At 70.4% G+C, this 17,630-nt stretch carries 13 protein-coding genes; 11 read left to right on the forward strand and 2 right to left on the reverse strand.

What is annotated here, in order from left to right:
* Window positions 1-2 precede the first annotated feature (2 nt).
* From thiI to holA, 4 genes are all read left to right on the forward strand, one after another.
* A complete protein-coding gene (gene thiI, locus BQ7391_RS07740; RefSeq protein ID WP_075280077.1) occupies window positions 3-1,250 on the forward strand; it encodes a tRNA uracil 4-sulfurtransferase ThiI in 1,248 nt (415 codons plus the stop codon).
* Window positions 1,251-1,447: 197 nt separating this feature from the next.
* Window positions 1,448-2,152: a ComEA family DNA-binding protein gene (locus BQ7391_RS07745; RefSeq protein ID WP_075280078.1), complete on the forward strand. Its 705-nt coding sequence runs from the start codon at window positions 1,448-1,450 to the stop codon at window positions 2,150-2,152.
* Complete coding sequence (locus BQ7391_RS07750) at window positions 2,145-4,484, forward strand: ComEC/Rec2 family competence protein (RefSeq protein WP_075280079.1); 2,340 nt, start codon at window positions 2,145-2,147, stop codon at window positions 4,482-4,484. The genes BQ7391_RS07745 and BQ7391_RS07750 overlap by 8 nt, the downstream gene beginning before the upstream one ends.
* Window positions 4,485-4,638: 154 nt before the next feature.
* Window positions 4,639-5,601, forward strand: a complete 963-nt coding sequence (holA, locus tag BQ7391_RS07755; protein ID WP_075280080.1) for a DNA polymerase III subunit delta — start codon at window positions 4,639-4,641, stop codon at window positions 5,599-5,601.
* Window positions 5,602-5,759: 158 nt separating this feature from the next.
* Here the strand turns inward: holA and BQ7391_RS07760 are convergent, their stop codons facing one another.
* The gene (locus BQ7391_RS07760; protein ID WP_075280081.1) at window positions 5,760-6,437 is read right to left on the reverse strand and encodes a GntR family transcriptional regulator; all 678 of its coding nucleotides are present in this window, start codon (window positions 6,435-6,437) and stop codon (window positions 5,760-5,762) included.
* 279 nt (window positions 6,438-6,716) lie between these two features.
* Between BQ7391_RS07760 and BQ7391_RS07765 the strand changes: the two genes are divergently transcribed.
* The 7 genes from BQ7391_RS07765 (at window position 6,717) to BQ7391_RS07795 (ending at window position 16,801) form a co-directional block, all read left to right on the forward strand.
* A complete protein-coding gene (locus tag BQ7391_RS07765; RefSeq protein WP_075280082.1) occupies window positions 6,717-8,330 on the forward strand; it encodes a mannitol dehydrogenase family protein in 1,614 nt (537 codons plus the stop codon).
* Window positions 8,331-8,375: 45 nt separating this feature from the next.
* Entirely contained in the window at window positions 8,376-9,458 is a 1,083-nt protein-coding gene (gene uxuA, locus BQ7391_RS07770; RefSeq protein WP_075280083.1) for a mannonate dehydratase, read from the forward strand.
* A gap of 166 nt (window positions 9,459-9,624) precedes the next feature.
* Window positions 9,625-11,040 (forward strand): glucuronate isomerase, encoded by a 1,416-nt coding sequence (gene uxaC, locus BQ7391_RS07775; RefSeq protein ID WP_075280084.1) that lies wholly within the window; start codon window positions 9,625-9,627, stop codon window positions 11,038-11,040.
* Window positions 11,041-11,243: 203 nt separating this feature from the next.
* A complete protein-coding gene (locus BQ7391_RS07780; RefSeq protein ID WP_075280085.1) occupies window positions 11,244-12,284 on the forward strand; it encodes a sugar kinase in 1,041 nt (346 codons plus the stop codon).
* Window positions 12,285-12,385: 101 nt separating this feature from the next.
* Complete coding sequence (gene eda / locus BQ7391_RS07785) at window positions 12,386-13,027, forward strand: bifunctional 4-hydroxy-2-oxoglutarate aldolase/2-dehydro-3-deoxy-phosphogluconate aldolase (RefSeq protein ID WP_235858645.1); 642 nt, start codon at window positions 12,386-12,388, stop codon at window positions 13,025-13,027.
* Window positions 13,028-13,324: 297 nt separating this feature from the next.
* Window positions 13,325-15,289, forward strand: coding sequence for a glycoside hydrolase family 2 protein (locus tag BQ7391_RS07790; RefSeq protein ID WP_075280086.1), 1,965 nt, complete (start codon window positions 13,325-13,327; stop codon window positions 15,287-15,289).
* A 558-nt stretch (window positions 15,290-15,847) separates the two neighbouring features.
* Window positions 15,848-16,801 (forward strand): hypothetical protein, encoded by a 954-nt coding sequence (locus BQ7391_RS07795; protein WP_129583934.1) that lies wholly within the window; start codon window positions 15,848-15,850, stop codon window positions 16,799-16,801.
* A 183-nt stretch (window positions 16,802-16,984) separates the two neighbouring features.
* On the opposite strand, the gene BQ7391_RS07800 is transcribed toward BQ7391_RS07795, so the two are convergent.
* Window positions 16,985-17,554, reverse strand: a complete 570-nt coding sequence (locus BQ7391_RS07800) for a TetR/AcrR family transcriptional regulator (RefSeq protein WP_075280088.1) — start codon at window positions 17,552-17,554, stop codon at window positions 16,985-16,987.
* Window positions 17,555-17,630: the final 76 nt, after the last annotated feature.

Here is a 17,630-nt window from a genome sequence, read left to right on the forward strand (position 1 = left end):
CCATGACGGAGAGACTCTGCCTCGTCCACTATCACGAGATCGGCCTCAAGGGGAAGAACCGCTCGACCTTCGAGAACCAGCTCGTCACGAATCTCCACCGCGCGCTCAGGGCCTTCGAGCCCTCCAAGATCGCGCGCGTGTCCGGCCATCTCGTGGTCGAGGTGGCGGACGGGCGTGCGAGCGAGGAGCTGGCCGCCGCCATCCGGCGCGTGCCGGGCGTCGCGCGCGTCTCGCTCGCCTACAAGTGCGGCCTTGACGAGGGCGAGTACGTCGCTGCCGCCATCCGCGCCCTCGGCGAGGCGGGGGAGTTCGGGAGCTTCAAGGTCCATGCCCGCAGGTCGTCGACGACCTACGGGCTGCACAGCCTTGAGATGAACCGCCTCGTCGGGGCCGCCCTCTGCGAGGCGTTCCCCGACAAGAAGGTCGACGTCCACAACCCCGACGTCACGGTCGTCGTCCACGTGGTCCAGGGCAGCACCTACGTCTACGCCGCGTCGGCGCCGGGCATAGGCGGACTTCCCGTGGGCACCGCCGGCAAGGTCGTCACGCTGCTCTCGAGCGGGTTCGACTCGCCCGTGGCCACCTGGATGGTGGGGCGGCGCGGCGCCACCTGCATCCCCGTGCACTTCTCGGGGCGGCCCATGACCTCCGACACGAGCGAGTGGCTCTGCCAGGACGTCGTCGAGGCGCTCGCGCCCTCCGGCATCGTCGGCCGCCTCTACGTGGTCCCGTTCGGCGAGCGCCAGCGCGAGATCTCGCTCGCCGTGCCCCAGGGCCTCAGGATCATCATGTACCGTCGCGTCATGATGCAGGTCGCCGAGCGCATCGCCCGCCTCGAGGGCGCCAAGGCGCTCGTCACCGGCGAGTCCCTCGGCCAGGTCGCCTCCCAGACGCTCGAGAACATCGCCGCCGTGAACGAGGCCGTCACCATGCCGGTGCTCCGCCCGCTCATCGGCTCCGACAAGCAGGAGATTATCGCCCGCTCGCACGAGATTGGCACCTATGACATCTCGTGCCAGACGGCGCCCGACTGCTGCACGCTCTTCATGCCGCGCCGGCCCGAGACGCACGCCCGCCTCGAGCAGGTCCTCGAGGCATGGGAGTCCTTCGACCACGAGGCCATGGTCGAGGACCTCGTGAGGTGCGTCGAGTGGCGCGACTTCACCCAGTGCCCCTCGTATCACGCGCCCAGGGGAGGCCTCCGGGAGCATCATGTCGAGCTCTCCCCCTGGATGGGCGGCGAGCGGTAGCGCCCGTCTCGCGAGCGGAGCCCCCGAGGGGGCACCTCATATCAAACTCTGTAGCGGCGCGTCCCGGCTGAGCTGGGGCGCGCCGCCCTCCTGTCAGCGGCGCGTCCGCTTCGTGGCAGCGAGCCGGCGAGAATCCCCGCGTTCTCGGCCCGTGGGCGCCCCCGGTGGGGCACGCTGGGTGCGGGAGGCGATGCGGAATGGCTCAGAGAAGGTCGTCGGCGCCGCTTGGGAGGCTGGCGCGCAGGTACGGGGTCGTGGGGCGGCGCGCGGCAGCGGCGGCGCTCGTGCTCGCGCTGCTCGTCGCGGGGGCCGCGGCCGCGGCCGGGATGGCGGCGACGGGCGGCGTCGAGGTCGTGCGGGAGGAGGGTCCCGCCGCCCCGGCGTCGGGGGGCTCGGCCGAGCCGGGAGCCGAGGGGGAGGCGCGCGGCGACGGCGACGAGGCGGCGGGGGAGGGCGAGGAGGTGGCCGAGGGGGTCGTGGTGGTGCACGTCGACGGCGCGGTCGGCGCGCCGGGGGTCTACGCGCTCGGGGGAGAGCCGCGCGTGAACGACGCCATCGTCGCCGCGGGAGGGCTCGCGGAGGGCGCGGACACCTCCGGGATCAACCTCGCGGCCCGGCTCTCTGACGGGGAGAAGGTCCACGTGCCGCTCGTCGGGGAGGCGCCCCAGGCGGGCGCGGAGCCCGCATCCGACGCGCCCGGGGGGTCGGACGGCCCCGTGAACCTCAACACCGCCACCGTCGAGGAGCTCGACGAGCTCCCCGGCGTCGGGGAGGCCACGGCGCTCGCGATCGTAGAGGACCGCGAGAGGAACGGGCCCTTCTCCTCGCCCGAGGACCTCATGCGGGTCTCGGGGATAGGGGAGAAGAAGTTCGAGAAGCTCGAGGGGCTCGTCTGTGTCTGAGCGCCTCGCGCCGCCGCCGCGCCCGGCGCTTCCCCACGCGTTCTGGGCCCTGCTCGCCGCGCTCGGAGCCATGCGCGCCGCCCTCGCCCTCGCGCCGCCCTCCCTCGCCCTCGCCGCGGGGTCGGCGCTCGCCGGCGCCGCCGCGGCGGCGCTCGCGGCCGTCGGGCGGCGGCGTGGGCCGAGGCTGCTGCCGCTCGTCGCCGTGCTCCTCGCCGCGCTTTCGGCCTCGGGCCTCGCCTGCGCGGCGGAGCTCTCCCGTCAGGAGGCCCTCGCGGGGGCGCTCTCCTCGAGCCCCGTCTCCACGTGGGAGCTCAGGCTCGCGGGCGACATGTCCCGCGGCGCGAGCGCGTGGCGCGGCAGGGCCGTCGCCTCGCGCGAGGGCGCGGCCTCGGGCGAGGTCTGGCTGCTCTCCGAGGAGCCGCTCGGGCGGGAGTCTGCGGTCCGGTGCGTCGGGCGCTTCTCGCCGAACGGGGACGACGACTGGGGCGCGTCCTCGCGCGCCCAGGGGATCGCGGGAACCGTGCGCGTGGTCCGCACCCTTGCCGTCGAGCCCCCGAGCGGCGTCGCCGGGGCGGTCCTGGGGCTTCGCGAGGAGGTGCTCTCGAGCTTCGACGCGGGCTCCTCGGACGCCCGGGCGCTCCTTGCGGGCAGCGTTTGCGGGTCGATGGCGGCGATCTCCGAGCGCGGGCTCGACGACGCGTTCGCGCGCTGCGGCGTCTCGCACCTCGTCGCCGTCTCGGGAGGGCACCTCGTGCTCGTCTGCGCGCTCGTCGCGGTCCCGGTCGGGCGCTCGCGCCTCGGCCCGCCCGGGCGCGCCGCCGTCCTTCTCGCCCTCACGGCGCTCTTCGTCGCGTTCTGCGGGGCCCCTCCCTCGGCCGTGCGGTCCTGGGCCATGTCGCTCGTGGCATCCGCCTCGCGCCTCGCGGGAAGGCGCGCTCACCCCCTGTCGTCCGCGAGCCTGGTGTCGCTCGCGATGGCGCTCGCCGATCCCGGCGTGACGGGGCAGCTTGGGTACCTGCTCTCGGTCTCCTGCGTCTGTGGCATCTGCGCGCTCGGCGGCTACGCGCGCCACCTCGTGCGCGCCCTTCTCCCCGCGCCGCGCCCGCCCTCCGCGACGGCCCCGCTGCCGGCGCGGGCGCTCTCTCGCCTTGCGGGCGACGCCATGGACGCCCTCGCGCTCACGCTCGTCTCGCAGGCGGTCACGATGCCGCTCACCTGCGCCGCGTTCTCCCAGCTCTCGCTCGTGGCGCCGCTTGCCAACGTGCTCCTGGCGCCGCTCTTCTCGCCGTTTCTGGGGGCGGGGCTCGTCGCCGCGTGCCTCGCCTGGGCGCCCCCGCTGCAGGCGCCCGCGCTCCTTGCCGCCGATGCGCTCGGGGGCGTCGTGGCGCGGCTCGTCGACGCGCTCGGGGGGCTCCCGCTCGCCAGCGTGGCGGTGAGCGTCGACGAGGGCCCCGCGCTCGCCGTCATGCTCGGGGCGTGCGGGGCCCTGCTCGTCTGGTGGCCGCCCGTCTCGCGCCGCGGGCTCGCCGCCGCGCTCGGGCTCGTCTCTGCCCTCGGCCTCGCCTGGCTGCTGCGCTGGCGCCTGCTCGCCCCGGCGCGCGTCGTGGTCATGGACGTGGGGCAGGGCGACGCCATCCTCGTCACGGACGGCGCGTCATCGCTGCTCGTGGACACCGGCCCCGGCGACGCCGCCGTGGCGGCGCTCGCGCGCTCCAACGTCACGCACCTTGACGCCGTCCTGCTCACGCACCTGCACGACGACCACGCCGGCGGCCTCGAGGGCGTGCTCGGCGCCGTCTCGGTCGGAAGCGTCATCGTGGGCGAGGGGGTCGACGTGGGCCTGGCGGCGGACGGCCTGCCGGTGGAGCGGGTCGGCTACGGGGACGCCGTCTCCGTCGGCCGCTTCTCGCTCGAGGTGGTCTCGCCCCTCGAGCCGGCCGACGGGTCCGGCAACGAGGGCTCGCTCGAGCTCCTGCTCTCCTTCGACGACGGGGGGAGGAGCCTCACGGCGCTTCTTGCCGCCGACGCCGAGGAGCCCGAGACCTCGGCGGCCGTCGCGCGCGGGGACGTGGGAGACGTCGACCTCCTCAAGGTTGGCCACCACGGGTCCGCCGCGTCCATCGGCGTCGAGACCGCCGCGGCGCTGGACCCCGAGGTGAGCGTCGCGAGCGCGGGGGAGGGCAACCCCTACGGGCACCCCGACCCGGCCTGCGCGGAGGCGCTCGAGCGGGCGGGGTCGCTCTTCCTGTGCACCATCGAGCGCGGGGACGTGACGGTCGAGCCGGGGGAGTCCGGGCCGGTCGTCACCTGCCAGAGGGGAGGCGTGCCGTGAGTGCTACACTGGGGCCGCAATCGTGGCCCAAGGGGGCGCGGGGCGTCGAGGCGCGCTGCCCGTCCGGGAGGTCGGGAACGCCGCCGGGCCCGCTCGCGTCTCCCACGCGTTTCAGGACTACGCGCGGCCGCCCCGGCCGCGAGGGGAGGAGAAGATGGCAGACAAGCCCGCGCTTCTGGCGGCCTATCTCATCGTGGGCCCGGACGAGCTCAAGCGCAAGCAGGCGCTCGCCCGCCTCAAGGCGCGCGTGGACGGGCCCTTCGCGGCCTTCAACCTTGAGGAGCTCGTCGCATCGGGGGACCTCGAGCCGGTGAGCGTGCTCGCCTCGCTCAACACGCTGCCGATGGGCGGAGACCGCCGCGTCGTCGTCATCGAGAACGCGGAGAAGCTGCCCAAGCCCGTCTCCGAGGCCATCGTCGGGTACCTCGACAACCCCAACCCGAGCTGCACCCTCGCGCTCGTGGCCGCGACGCTCGCCAAGACCACGCGCCTCTACAAGGCCGTCGCCAAGGTGGGCCCCCGCACGGTAATCGACTGCGCCGCCAAGAAGGGGCGCGACCTGCCCCCCTACGTGCAGAAGCTCGCGGCCGCCCACGGCGTCTCCATCGCGGCCGACGCGGCGCGCGAGCTCGTGGCGCGCGTCGGAGAGTCCACGACGATGCTCGACACGCAGGTCGCGACCCTCGCGGCGCTGCTCGGCGGCTCGGGGACGATCACCGCCCCCTTCGTCGAGTCCAACGTCGCCCGCGTGGCCGAGGTCAAGCCCTGGGAGTTTCTCGACCGGCTCTCCGCGCGGGACGCCCACCGCGCCCTCGCGCTCTACCGCCTGCTGGACGGCTCCGCGCTCGGGCTGCTCTCGCTCGTGGCGGGGCGCCTGCGCGAGCTCGTCTGCGCCCGCTCGCTCGCGGCGCGCGGGCAGGCCCACGCGCTGGCCTCGGAGCTCAAGAAGCAGGACTGGCAGGTGAGAAACCACGGGAGGTGGGCGCGCGCCTTCGCCGACGGCGAGCTGGAGCGCCTGCTCGGCGCCTGTGCCGAGGCCGAGCGCGCGCTCAAGAGCGGCGCGGAGGCGGACGAGGTCATGTGCGCCCTCATCGCGCGCGTCTGCGGAGCGGCCTGACTCCGCGGGGCGAGAAGGGCGCCGCCCGGAGGCGTCGCGAGACCCCCGCACACCGACTCCGCGGGGCCGAGGCGACAGAGCGTCGCCCGGAGGCGTCGCCAGACCCCCGCACGCCGACTCCGCGGGGCCTTCGCGACGTCCCTTCTCGTTGCGGGGCGCTAGCCCTCCGTGAAGTACTCCGGGTGGGAGACCGAGATGGGGTGGTAGTCGATGTGCGCCTTGCGCAGGTGGCGCGAGGTGAGGTAGGAGGCCTCGTTCGTGTCGTGCGCGGCGATGGCGTCGCGGATCTTGTGGTGCTGGTCCATGACGACGTCCCACTCGACGCCCGAGGTCAGCACCGCGAGCCAGCGGAAGCGCTCGTAGTGGACGTTGCCCATGTTGAGCCAGTCCCAGAGCGGCGCGCGGTCGGCGATGATGAAGAAGGTCTCGTGCATGAGGTTGTCCGACTCGAAGAACGCGAGCTCGTCGGCGGCCACGACGGCCTTCTCCTGCTGAGCGATGATGGCGTCGATGCCGGCGATGTCAGCCTTCGTGGCCTTGGCGCAGCACTCGATGACGACCTGCCGCTCGAGGCACTCGCGGGCGAAGCGCGCGTCCTCGCACGCGCGCATGTCGATCTTCGAGACGTAGGTCCCGCTCTGGGGCACCGTGCTCACGAGCCCCTGCTGCTGGAGGAGCACGAGCGCCTCGCGAACGGGGGTGCGGCCGAGGCCGAGCTCCTCGCACAGGCGCTTGGGGACGAGGCGCTCCCCGGGCTTGTAGCGCGAGAACACGAACGCGCGCCGCAGGGCCTCGTAGGCCTGGGTCTGCAGGGTGGGGGTGTCCTTCTCGTGCATGCTCGTCCTTCTCGCCTCTCTCTGGCCTGCCGCTAACGTCTTATTTTACGGGCTGGAGCACCGTCTCGCCGCCCCGATTCGCGACCGCGACGCAATCTGCAGACCGCGTGGACACTCAAAGCTAAATACCGACCGCTGGCGGATTCCCGGTAAAACCTCGCGGCATCGCGGTTGAGTTGAAGGCGCGCTCAAACTAATATATCAGTTCAAGGGGGAACCAACGGGTCCCGTGCGGCGGGCTGAGCCCAGCGCCGGCGGGCGAGAAGGACGGAGGAGCAGATGGCTACACTCAAGAACTGGCAGGAGAGCCGCGAGGAGCTTGAGGGCAAGGGGGTGCGCCTGCCCCAGTGCGACGTCGACGCCCTGTGCAAGGCGGGCGCCGACCAGCCGGTGTGGATGCACTTCGGCGGCGGCAACCTCTATCGCGCCTTCCACGCCCAGATCGCCCAGGACCTCGCCGACAAGGGCCTGCTGACCCGCGGCGTCGTCGTCGCGGAGACCTTCCGCCCGTTCACGATCGACGAGGTCTACGCCCCCTACGACAACAACATCCTGCAGGTCGTCATGAACGCGGACGGCACGCTCGACGAGCGGGTGCTCGCGGTCACGGCCGGCGCGATCTTCGCGAACGCCGACCGCCCGACCGACTACGCCCTCGCGCGCCGCTACTTCGAGAGCCCCGACCTCCAGCTCGTCACCTTCACCATCACCGAGAAGGGCTACGGCCTCACCGACGCCTCCGGCAAGCTGCTGCCCTACGTCGCGGCCGAGATCGAGGCCGGCCCCGCGCACGCCGCGAGCTCGATGGGCATCGTCTGCGCGCTGCTCGTCGACCGCTTCGAGGCGGGCGCGGCGCCCATCGCCATGGTCTCCACCGACAACTTCTCGCAGAACGGCCGCCGCTTCCAGGAGGCCATCCTCACGATCGCCCGCGGGTGGCTCGAGCACGGCCACGTCACGCAGGACTTCGTGGACTACGTCTCCGACGAGTCGCGCGTGAGCTTCCCCTGGTCGATGATCGACCGCATCACCCCCAACCCCTCGCCCGAGACCGAGGCCGCCCTCAGGGAGCAGGGCTGGGAGGACCTCGACCTCATCAAGACGTCCGGGCCTACCTTCGCCGGCTTCGCCAACACCGAGGCGGCCCACTACCTCGTCATCGAGGACTCGTTCCCCAACGGCCGTCCCGCGCTCGAGGAGGGCGGCGTGATCATGTGCGACCGCGAGACCGCCGAGCGCGCCGACACCATGAAGGTCACCGCCTGCCTGAACCCGCTGCACACCTGCCTCGCCGTCTACGGGTGCCTGCTCGGCTACACGCGCATCTGGCAGGAGATGGAGAATCCCGACCTGGTGGCGCTCATCAGGAGGCTCGGCTACGACGAGGACCTTCCCGTCGTCGTGGACCCCAAGGTCATCGACCCCAAGACCTTCATCGACGAGCTGCTCGCCGAGCGCCTTCCCAACAAGAGCCTGCCGGACGCCCCGCAGCGCATCGCGGCCGACACCTCGCAGAAGGTGCCCATCCGCTACGGCCACACCCTGAACGCCTACCTCGAGGCGGGGCGCGACGTCTCCGGCCTCGTCGCCATCCCCCTCGCGATCGCGGGGTGGCTGCGCTACCTGCTCGCCGTCGACGACAAGGGGGAGGCCTTCGAGCCGAGCCCCGACCCGCTGCTCGCCGACCTCAGGGCCCAGCTCGCCGGCATCTCGCTCGGCGAGACCGACCCCGCCAAGATTCACGAGGCGGTCAGCCCCATCCTGTCCAACGCCGAGATCTTCTCGCTCGACCTCTACGAGGCCGGCCTCGGCGAGAAGATCGAGGGCATGTTCGCGGAGCTCAACGCCGGGCCCGGCGCCGTCGCCGAGACCGTCGGAAAGTACGTCCGCTAGGCAAGCGTAGGACCGGGCGCGCGCCCGGAGAGAGAGGAGAGGGACATGGAGCTCACCTTCCGCTGGTACGGTCCCAACGAGGAGAAGATCACGCTCGAGCAGATCAGCCAGATCCCCGGCTGCAAGGGCATCGTCGGCACGCTCTTCGACATCCCCGCGGGCGAGGTCTGGCCGCGCGAGCGCATCCACGAGCTGCGCGAGATGGTCGAGGCCCACGGGCTCACGCTCAGGGTCATCGAGTCGGTGAACGTCTCCGACGACATCAAGATCGGCACCGAGAAGCGCGACGAGCACATCGAGAACTACAAGGAGACGATCCGCAACCTCGCCGCCGAGGGCGTCAAGGTCATCTGCTACAACTTCATGCCTGTCTTCGACTGGGTGAAGTCCGACCTCGACTACGTCCTGCCCGACGGCTCGCGCACGCTCGCCTTCGTCAAGGCGAACATCCCCGACGACCCGCAGGTCATCATCGACCGCGTGGCCAGCGGCTCGGGCGACTTCACGCTGCCCGGCTGGGAGCCCGAGCGCCTGGCGCAGGTGCGGGCCCTCCTCGACGCCTACCGCGACATCGATGACGACAAGCTGCGCGAGAACCTCGTCTACTTCCTCGAGGCCATCATGCCCACCTGCGAGGAGTGCGACGTCAAGATGGCCATCCACCCGGACGACCCGCCCTACTCGCTCTTCGGCCTGCCCCGCATCATCAAGAACCGCGAGGACCTCGACTGGCTCTGCACCACGGTGGACACGCCCTACAACGGCATCACCCTGTGCTGCGGCTCGATCGCCGAGGAGCCCGGGAACGACATCTACGACATCCTCGCCGAGTTCACGCGCCGCGGCCGCATCCACTTCGTCCACATGCGCAACATCAAGTACATCTCCCCGGACGAGCCCGGCAACAAGGACTTCTACGAGGCGCCGCACCCCAGCCCCTGCGGCTCGCTCGACATGTACAAGATGATGAGGGCCCTGCACGACAACGGCTTCGAGGGCTACATGAGGCCCGACCACGGCCGCATGATCTGGGGCGAGACGGGCCGCCCGGGCTACGGCCTCTACGACCGCGCGCTCGGCATCGCCTACATCAACGGAATGTGGGAGGCAATCGAGAAGGGCGCGTAGGTCCTCTCGGCCCCGCCGCCGCATATGTCCCGCGCTCAGACAGCTTTGCTTCGCAAAGAACTCGCGCGGGACATATGCGGCGGCGGGGCTGGTGGCTCACGCGCCCTTCTCGGTTGCTCCCGCGCGATTCCCACCCTCTGGGTTCTGGGCGAAAGGGGATTCTTCCATGCTTCTGAATGACGACTTCCTGCTGAACACCGAGTGGGCGCGGAGGCTCTTCCACGACCACGCGGAGAAGATGCCGATCATCGACTATCACTGCCACCTCGACCCGAGGCAGATCTACGAGGACGTGCACTTCTCGGACCTCGCCCAGCTCTGGCTCTACGACAACGGCGCCGGCGACCACTACAAGTGGCGCCTCATGCGCGCCAACGGGACGCCCGAGCGCCTCATCACCGGGGACGGGGAGCCCTACGAGAAGTTCCTCGCCTACGTGGACACCATCGAGCGCGCGCCCGGCAACCCGCTCTACGAGTGGAGCCACCTGGAGCTGCGCCGCGCCTTCGGGATCGACCTCACGATTTGCCGCGCCAACGCCGACGAGATCTGGCGCCGCGCGGGCGAGCGCATCGCCGCGGCCGACTTCTCCGCCAAGGGCCTCATCCGTGCCTTCGACGTCCGCTGCGTCTGCACCACCGACGACCCGGCGAGCGACCTCGCCTGGCACAAGCTGCTCGCCGCCGAGGAGGCCGAGAACGGCTTCAAGGTCCTGCCGACCTTCCGCCCCGACGGCCTCATGGGCATCGACAGGCCCGACTTCGCCGCCTACCTCGCGCGCCTCGCGCAGGTCTCCGGCGTGGACGTCACCGACTGGGAGAGCCTGAAGGCCGCCGCCGCCCAGCGCGTCGACTACTTCCACGAGGTCGGCGGGCGCCTCGCGGACCACGGCATGAACTCGTTCTTCTACGCCGGCGCCACCGAGGACGAGGTGGCCGGCATCGTGGCGCGCGCCCTTGCGGGCGAGGCTCCGAGCAAGGCCGAGGTCGACGCCTACCAGAGCGCGCTCACGCTCTTCCTCATGGGCGAGTACGAGCGCCACGGCTGGACGCTCCAGCTGCACGCCAACGTCTTCCGCAACGCCAACTCCCGCGGCTTCGCCGCGCTCGGCGCCGACGCCGGCTTCGACTCCGCCGGTGACCAGCCCGGCCTCGTGGGCCAGCTCGCCCTGCTCCTCGATGCCGCCAACAGCGCCGACGCCCTGCCCAAGACGATCATCTACACGCTCGACGAGTCCCAGTACATGGGCATCGCCACGCTCATCCAGTCCTTCCAGGGCGGCTGCCGCCAGCGCCTGCAGCTCGGCTGCGCCTGGTGGTTCTTCGACCACTTCGCCGGCATGAAGAGCCAGCTCACGATGTACGCTCAGGAGAGCCTGCTCGCCAACTTCACCGGCATGCTCACGGACTCCCGGAGCTTCCTCAGCTATCCGCGCCACGAGTACTTCCGCCGCGTCCTCTGCCACACCGTCGGCGAGTGGGTGGAGATGGGCCGGCTCCCCGAGGACGAGGCCTACCTCGGAGGCCTCGTCGAGGACATCTGCTACAACAACGCGCACGACTACTTCGGCTTCTTCGAGTAGGGGCGCCCGGCGCCCGCCCGTCGCCGCCGCCGGGGCCCCGCAGATTCGCCTTTGCGGGGCCCCGGCGGCGTTTCCTGCCCGGGAGCTGACGGCCCCTGCCGCCCGTCGAATTGCGGCGCCGCTCGCTGGACCGTCGCGGCGGGGGCGGCGCCCAGCGGATAAACTACTCTCATTAGTGATATATCACAGGGCAAGGAGAAACCATGGCAGTTGATGTGACGGGCCGCAGAAAGGTCCTTGCGCTCGGCGAGATCATGTGCCGCCTCTCCGTGGGCGGCGGGGTTCGCCTGGCGGACGCCGCGTCCTTCGACGCGCACTATGGCGGGGCGGAGGCCAACGTCGCCATCTCGCTCGCCAACTTCGGTCACGACGCCGCCTTCGCCACGAAGGTGCCGGAGAACCCGCTCGGCGATGCGGTGGTGCGCCACCTCCGCAGGAACGGCGTCGACGCCTCCCAGGTGCTGCGCGGCGGCGCGCGCCTCGGCACCTACTACCTCGAGATCGGTGCCGCAAACCGAGGGTCGGTGGCCGTCTACGACCGTGCCGGCTCCTCGTTCGCGACGATGGCGTCCTGCGAGTGGGACGTCGACGAGCTCCTCTCGGGCGTGGGGCTCTTCCACGTGACGGGCATCTGCCCGGCGCTCTCCGCGTCCTGGCGCGCGCTCACGCTCGAGCTCGTTCGCGCCGCCGCGGAGCGCGGCATCCCCGTGAGCTACGACGTCAACTTCCGCGGCAAGCTCTGGACGTGGGACGAGTGCATGGACGCCTTCCGCGACGTGCTCCCGCACGTCACCTACCTCGCCGCGAGCTGGGGTGACGTCCAGAGCGCCCTCGGCCTCGAGCGCACGCCCTGGAGCGAGGGGGCCATGGTCGCGGCCTACGACGCCCTCGTCGCCGCCCATCCGGGCGTCCGCGCCATCTACTGCACGCGGCGCGTCGCGCACTCGAGCAGCTCGAACGACCTCACCGGCTACCTCTACACGGCCGACGGCACGGGCGCCGCGGGATCGCTCGCGCGCTCCCGCACCTGGCACGTGGAGCCCATCGTCGACCGCGTGGGCGGTGGCGACGCCTTCGCCGGCGGCGTGCTCCACGGGCTTCTCGCCGAGATGGCGCCTGCCGACGCCATCGAGTTCGCGGCCGCGGCGAGCGTGCTCAAGCACAGCGTGGCGGGCGACGCCAACCGCTTCACGGCCGCCGAGGTCACCGACTTCATGGCCAGCGGCGCCGACGTCAAGCGCTAGCCTGCGAATTGGGGACAGTCCCCAATTCGCAGATATGATTGATATCAAACTGTTGTGCAAATTGGGGACTGTCCCCAATTCGCAGGCGTGAGGGGGAGCCCATGTACATGGACAGCTACTACGAGAAGGTCGAGAGGCTCGCGATCATCCCGGTCGTCGTCCTGGACGACGCCGCCGACGCCAGGCCGCTCGCCGACGCGCTCGTCGCCGGCGGGATGCCCTCGGCCGAGGTGACGTTCCGCACGGCCGCCGCGGCCGACTCCATCCGCGCCATGCGCGACGCGCACCCGGACATGGCGGTGGGCGCGGGCACCGTGCTCTCCGTCGATCAGGTCGACCAGGCCGTCGAGGCGGGCGCCGAGTTCATCGTGAGCCCGGGCTTCGACGAGGAGGTTGTCCGCCACTGCATGGAGCGCGAGCTCCCGGTCTTCCCGGCCTGCGTCACTCCCACCGAGGTCATCGCCGCCCGCAAGCTCGGCATCCACGTGACCAAGTTCTTCCCGGCAGCGCAGTACGGCGGCCTCTCCACCATCAACGCGCTCGCCGCGCCCTTCGTGGGGCACCGCTTCATGCCGACGGGCGGCGTCTCGCCGGCCAACGTGGCTGAGTTCCTCGCGAGCCCTCACGTGATCGCCTGCGGCGGCACCTGGATGGTCAAGGCCAACCTCATCAAGGAGGGACGCTTCGACGAGGTCGAGCGACTCTGCCGCGAGGCCATGGGCATCGTGGCCACGGTGCGGTAGCGCCGCGCGCCCTTCTCGCCACGCGTCGCGCCCCCAGGCGCCGGCGCGCCACACAACGCAGCGACTCGGCCATCCGCCGCAAGGGGTAGGCTCGCCCGCAGGCGGGTGGCCGAGCTTCCGTGCGATGGGGGGGCGGCCTGCGGGCGGGCTCCGGGACACGGCGCCCCGCCCTCCGCTGGGACGGGAAATGCGGCCGGTCAGGGGGCGCGCCGACGCCATGGCCCCGTTATGCGCTAGACTGATATATCAGTTGGAAGTGCCGTACTGGAGCGGCGGGGAGCCGAGGAAAGAGGGAGCATGCGCACGTATACGAACCTGAACGCGGGCTGGACCTTCACCAAGCCGGGGGACGCCCCGATCACGGTGGACGTCCCGCACACCTGGAACAACCTTGACGGCCAGGACGGTGGCAACGACTACTGGCGCGGGACCTGCGCCTACGAGCGCCGCTTCACGGTCCCGGCGTTCGACCCCAAGAGGCAGGTCGTCTACCTCGAGTTCGAGGGCGTCAACGCCACGGCGGACGTCGAGGTCAACGGCATCGCGTGCTGCCATCATGACGGCGGCTACTCCACCTTCCGCACCAACGTCACCGAGCTCGTGAAGCCCGGCGACAACGGCCTGCTCGTCCACGTTGACAACTCCAAGAACGACCGCGTCTACCCCCAGAAGGCCGACTTCACCTTCTACGGCGGCATCTACCGCGACGTCAAGCTCCTCGTGGCCGACGCCACGCACTTCTCGCTCGACTACCACGGCGGCCCCGGCATCGCCGTCACGCCCAAGATCTCCGACGGCGAGAAGGACGCGGACGTGCGCGTGCAGACTTGGGTTGACGGCCCTGACGCCGCCTCCGCCGAGGTCCGCGTGACCCTCGTCGACGCCTCCGGCGCCACGGTGGGGACCGCGACCGGCACCGACGTCACCGTGGCGCTGCCCGACGCGCATCGCTGGGACGGCCTCGACGACCCGTACCTCTACACCGCGAAGGCGCAGCTCGTGGTCGCCGGCTCCGTGGTCGACGAGGTCTCCTGCCGCTTCGGCGTGCGCAGCTTCTCCTACGACGCCAAGGGCGGCTTCTTCCTCAACGGCCGCAGCTACCCGCTGCGCGGCGTGTGCCGCCACCAGGACCGCAAGGCCCTCGGCAACGCCCTCACGGAGAAGGAGCACCGCGAGGACATGGCCCTCGTCCGCGAGATCGGCGCCAACACGCTGCGCCTCGCGCACTACCAGCAGGCCCAGTTCTTCTATGACCTCTGCGACGAGGCCGGCATCGTGGTGTGGGCGGAGATCCCCTACATCTCAGAGCACATGCCCAACGGCCGCGAGAACACCATCTCGCAGATGACCGAGCTCATCACCCAGAGCTACAACCACCCCTCGATCGTGTGCTGGGGCGTCTCCAACGAGATCACCATCTCCACCAAGGACAAGGCGGACATGCTTGACAACCACCGCGTCCTCGACGAGCTCTGCCACAAGCTCGACCCCACCCGCTTCACCACGCTTGCCTGCTACGCCATGTGCGGGCCCTTCAACAAGTCCGCCTTCGTGACCGACGTCGTGAGCTGGAACCTCTACCTCGGCTGGTACGTGCCGGGCCTCTTCCTGAACGACCTCTGGTTCGGCTTCTTCCACCTCGTGCACCCCAACCGCGTCATCGGCATGTCCGAGTACGGCTGCGAGGCCATGCCCAACCTCCACTCCTCGCGGCCGCGCCGCAACGACCACACCGAGGAGTACCAGTGCGTCTATCACGAGTACATGCTCAAGTTCTTCGCCAAGCACCCGTACCTGTGGGCAACGCACGTCTGGAACATGTTCGACTTCGCCGCCGACGCGCGCGACCAGGGCGGCGAGCCCGGCATGAACCACAAGGGCCTTATCACCTTCGACCGAAAGACCAAGAAGGACTCCTTCTACATCTACAAGGCCTGGTGGAGCAGCGAGCCCTTCGTGCACCTGTGCGGCAAGCGCTACGTCGACCGCGCCGAGGAGGCCACGAGCGTCAAGGTCTACTCCAACCAGAAGGAGGTCACGCTCTTCGTCAACGGCTCCAAGCTGGAGACCCGTCGCGAGGACCCCAAGAACCCGCACGTCTTCACGTTCTTCCTCCCGCTCAAGAAGGGCGAGAACAGCATCGAGGTCACGTCCGGCCAGCTCTCCGACTCCGGCACTATCCGCCGCGTCGACACGCCCAACCCCGACTACGTGCTCCAGAAGAAGAGCACCCAGAAGTCCAACTGGGCGGACAACGAGTAGCCCACCCCCGTCCATCCTTCCCGGCAACGCCCCGGCGCCGCGCGCGTCGGGGCGTTGTCGTTCTTCTCGCCGTTCTTCTCGCCAGCCCTTCTCGCCTTGCCCCTCCGGGTACGTACACCTCCTCTCCGGGTACGTACACGCCGTGGGGGCCGTAGGCGCTGTCCCCCTGAAGAACCCGCAGGTAGAGGGTGTTCGAGAAGAACATCAAGTCGTGAACCTCGTACGTACCCGGAGGCGGGGTGTGCGTACCCGGAGGCGGGGTGTACGTACCCGGAGGAGGGCCTGCTCGCCCGGGGGCGCGGCTCCTGCGAGAGGGTGCGCCGCGCCGCGCCGGAGGGAGGGCCTGCTCGCCCGGGGCGCGGCTGGGCGGAGAGGCATCTGGAGAAGCCGTGGCGCCGGATGTCGTCGGGCGAATCTCCCCAAATAAGAAACCGTTGCGCACCGTGGGCCATGAGCTGCGATGGCATGCATCTCGGAGGGGCCTTCTTGCAAGGGGCGTCAGCGTCGTGCGCGCTTGGTGCAAGGGGCCGGGAAGCGTCCCTCGCTAGCATGGGCGCCATGATTACCGTATGTGACATATCGGCACTTGCGCGCTGGGGAGAGGTCGGCCTAGCGCAGCGGCTGGGGGAGCCATGCCCCGAGCCGCCGGACAAGGCATGGTCCCTCGCCTCGGCGGCTGCCCTCGAGAAAATCGACCTGCGCGGCGCACGCATCGAGGCAACGGAGGCACGTCCCCTCCACATCCTCGTGAGCGGGGAGGCCAGCAGGGTGAGGACGCCCGTGGTGCGCTGCCACATCTGGTCGACCGCGCTTCCCCCGGATGCGCTCTGCCAGCTCACCGACGAGGTCCTTCTTGCCTCGCCGGCCTTCTGCCTGCAGCAGATGGCCGCTCGCTCGAGCCTCGCGCGGGCGGTCGCGGTGGGTACCGAGATATGCGGGAGGTACGCGCGCTCCCCGCGGGCCAAGGACGGCTTCCACCGCAGGCCGCCGCTCATGACGCCCGACGAGCTCGTCCGGCGCTTTGCAGACGCCCGCGGCTACGGGACGCGGCGGGCGCGCGAGGCCGTGGCATTTGTCGTGACCGACTCGCGCTCTCCCATGGAGACGGTCGTCGTCCTCCTGTTCACACTGCCCGTCGAGGTGGGCGGCTGCGGGCTGCCCGCGCCGCGGCTCAACGCCGTCGTGGAGATCACCGCCTCGCTGCAGCTTGCCCTTGGGAAGCCCTATCTCGTGGTCGACCTCTGCTGGGAGGAGCTCGGGATCATCCTCGAGTACGAGAGCTACCTCTTCCATCGCACCAGGCAGCAGATCGACTCCGACAGCGCGCGCAACGAGGGGCTCCGGGACCTCGGGTGGATGGTCCGCTCCGTGACGGAGGGGATGCTCGCGGACCCGCAGATGCGCCGTGAGCTCGTCGAGAGGGTTGCCGCCCGCGCCGGAATCCGCCTGCCGAGGGACGAGGGCTACTGGCTGCGCCAGGAGGCGCTCGTGCGGGAGCTGCTCACCCTCTAGCGTTTCCTCTCCGGGTACGTACACGCCCCTTCCGGGTACGTACACGCAACGGGGCTCACGAACCCCTCCCTCTGAAGAATCCGCAGGTAGAAGGCAGGGCGAGAAGAACATCAAGCCGTGAACATCGTACGTACCCGGAGAGGGGTGTACGTACCCGGAGGAGAGGCGAGAAGGTTTTCGCTTTTATTCGCGCTCTTTCATGAGGGGGACGCTCATGTCTGTCCCGCTCGCTCCGAGGGTGATGGCCCGCTCGGCGAGGGCGTCGGCGGGCTCGTCCATGCCGCGCGCCACCCAGAAGTGGAGAAGTGAGATTGCGCCGCCGAGCACAAAGGCGCTCCGTTCCTCCGTGATGTTCAGGCGGCTGCTGTGCTCGAAGGCGATGACGCGGCGCTGGAGTTCGGTGCGGAAGCAGGCGAAGAATGTGATGAGCCCCTCCGCGTCGCTGACGGCGAGAAGTACGTCGCGGTTCTTCTCCATGTGGCGGAAGACCTCCCGCACGAACTGCTCGAGCGTGAGGTCTCGCATGCCGCCTCCGCCTCCTGCCGCCCGCATGCCGTCCAGCATGAGTACGGCAAGGTGGTGCAGTATGTCGACGGTGCCCGAAAAGTAGTGGTAGAAGGTGGGGCGGGAGACCCCGGCGCGGCGCGTGACGTCTGAGACCGTTACCTCGTCCGCGTTCTTCTTGCAAAGGAGGTCGAGGTAGGCGAGGGTGATGTCACGCCTCGTCGCGTTGTCGTCCAGCGAGCACAGCATTCTCGTCTCCGTCCTCCCCACGCTGACTCATGGGCCAATCATATCGCAGCAGGCCACTTGACTCTCGTAGATGACC

Source organism: Thermophilibacter provencensis (assembly GCF_900128445.1).
In the GTDB taxonomy this organism is placed as follows: domain Bacteria; phylum Actinomycetota; class Coriobacteriia; order Coriobacteriales; family Atopobiaceae; genus Thermophilibacter; species Thermophilibacter provencensis.

Excerpts from the sequence above, each read along its gene's own strand:
- thiI (WP_075280077.1), top strand. The coding sequence starts at position 3 with ATGACGGAGAGACTCTGCCTCGTCCACTATCACGAGATCGGCCTCAAG.
- BQ7391_RS07745 (WP_075280078.1), top strand. The coding sequence starts at position 1,448 with ATGGCTCAGAGAAGGTCGTCGGCGCCGCTTGGGAGGCTGGCGCGCAGG.
- holA (WP_075280080.1), top strand. The coding sequence starts at position 4,639 with ATGGCAGACAAGCCCGCGCTTCTGGCGGCCTATCTCATCGTGGGCCCG.
- BQ7391_RS07760 (WP_075280081.1), bottom strand. The coding sequence starts at position 6,437 with ATGCACGAGAAGGACACCCCCACCCTGCAGACCCAGGCCTACGAGGCC.
- BQ7391_RS07765 (WP_075280082.1), top strand. The coding sequence starts at position 6,717 with ATGGCTACACTCAAGAACTGGCAGGAGAGCCGCGAGGAGCTTGAGGGC.
- uxuA (WP_075280083.1), top strand. The coding sequence starts at position 8,376 with ATGGAGCTCACCTTCCGCTGGTACGGTCCCAACGAGGAGAAGATCACG.
- uxaC (WP_075280084.1), top strand. The coding sequence starts at position 9,625 with ATGCTTCTGAATGACGACTTCCTGCTGAACACCGAGTGGGCGCGGAGG.
- BQ7391_RS07780 (WP_075280085.1), top strand. The coding sequence starts at position 11,244 with ATGGCAGTTGATGTGACGGGCCGCAGAAAGGTCCTTGCGCTCGGCGAG.
- eda (WP_235858645.1), top strand. The coding sequence starts at position 12,386 with ATGTACATGGACAGCTACTACGAGAAGGTCGAGAGGCTCGCGATCATC.
- BQ7391_RS07790 (WP_075280086.1), top strand. The coding sequence starts at position 13,325 with ATGCGCACGTATACGAACCTGAACGCGGGCTGGACCTTCACCAAGCCG.
- BQ7391_RS07795 (WP_129583934.1), top strand. The coding sequence starts at position 15,848 with ATGATTACCGTATGTGACATATCGGCACTTGCGCGCTGGGGAGAGGTC.
- BQ7391_RS07800 (WP_075280088.1), bottom strand. The coding sequence starts at position 17,554 with ATGCTGTGCTCGCTGGACGACAACGCGACGAGGCGTGACATCACCCTC.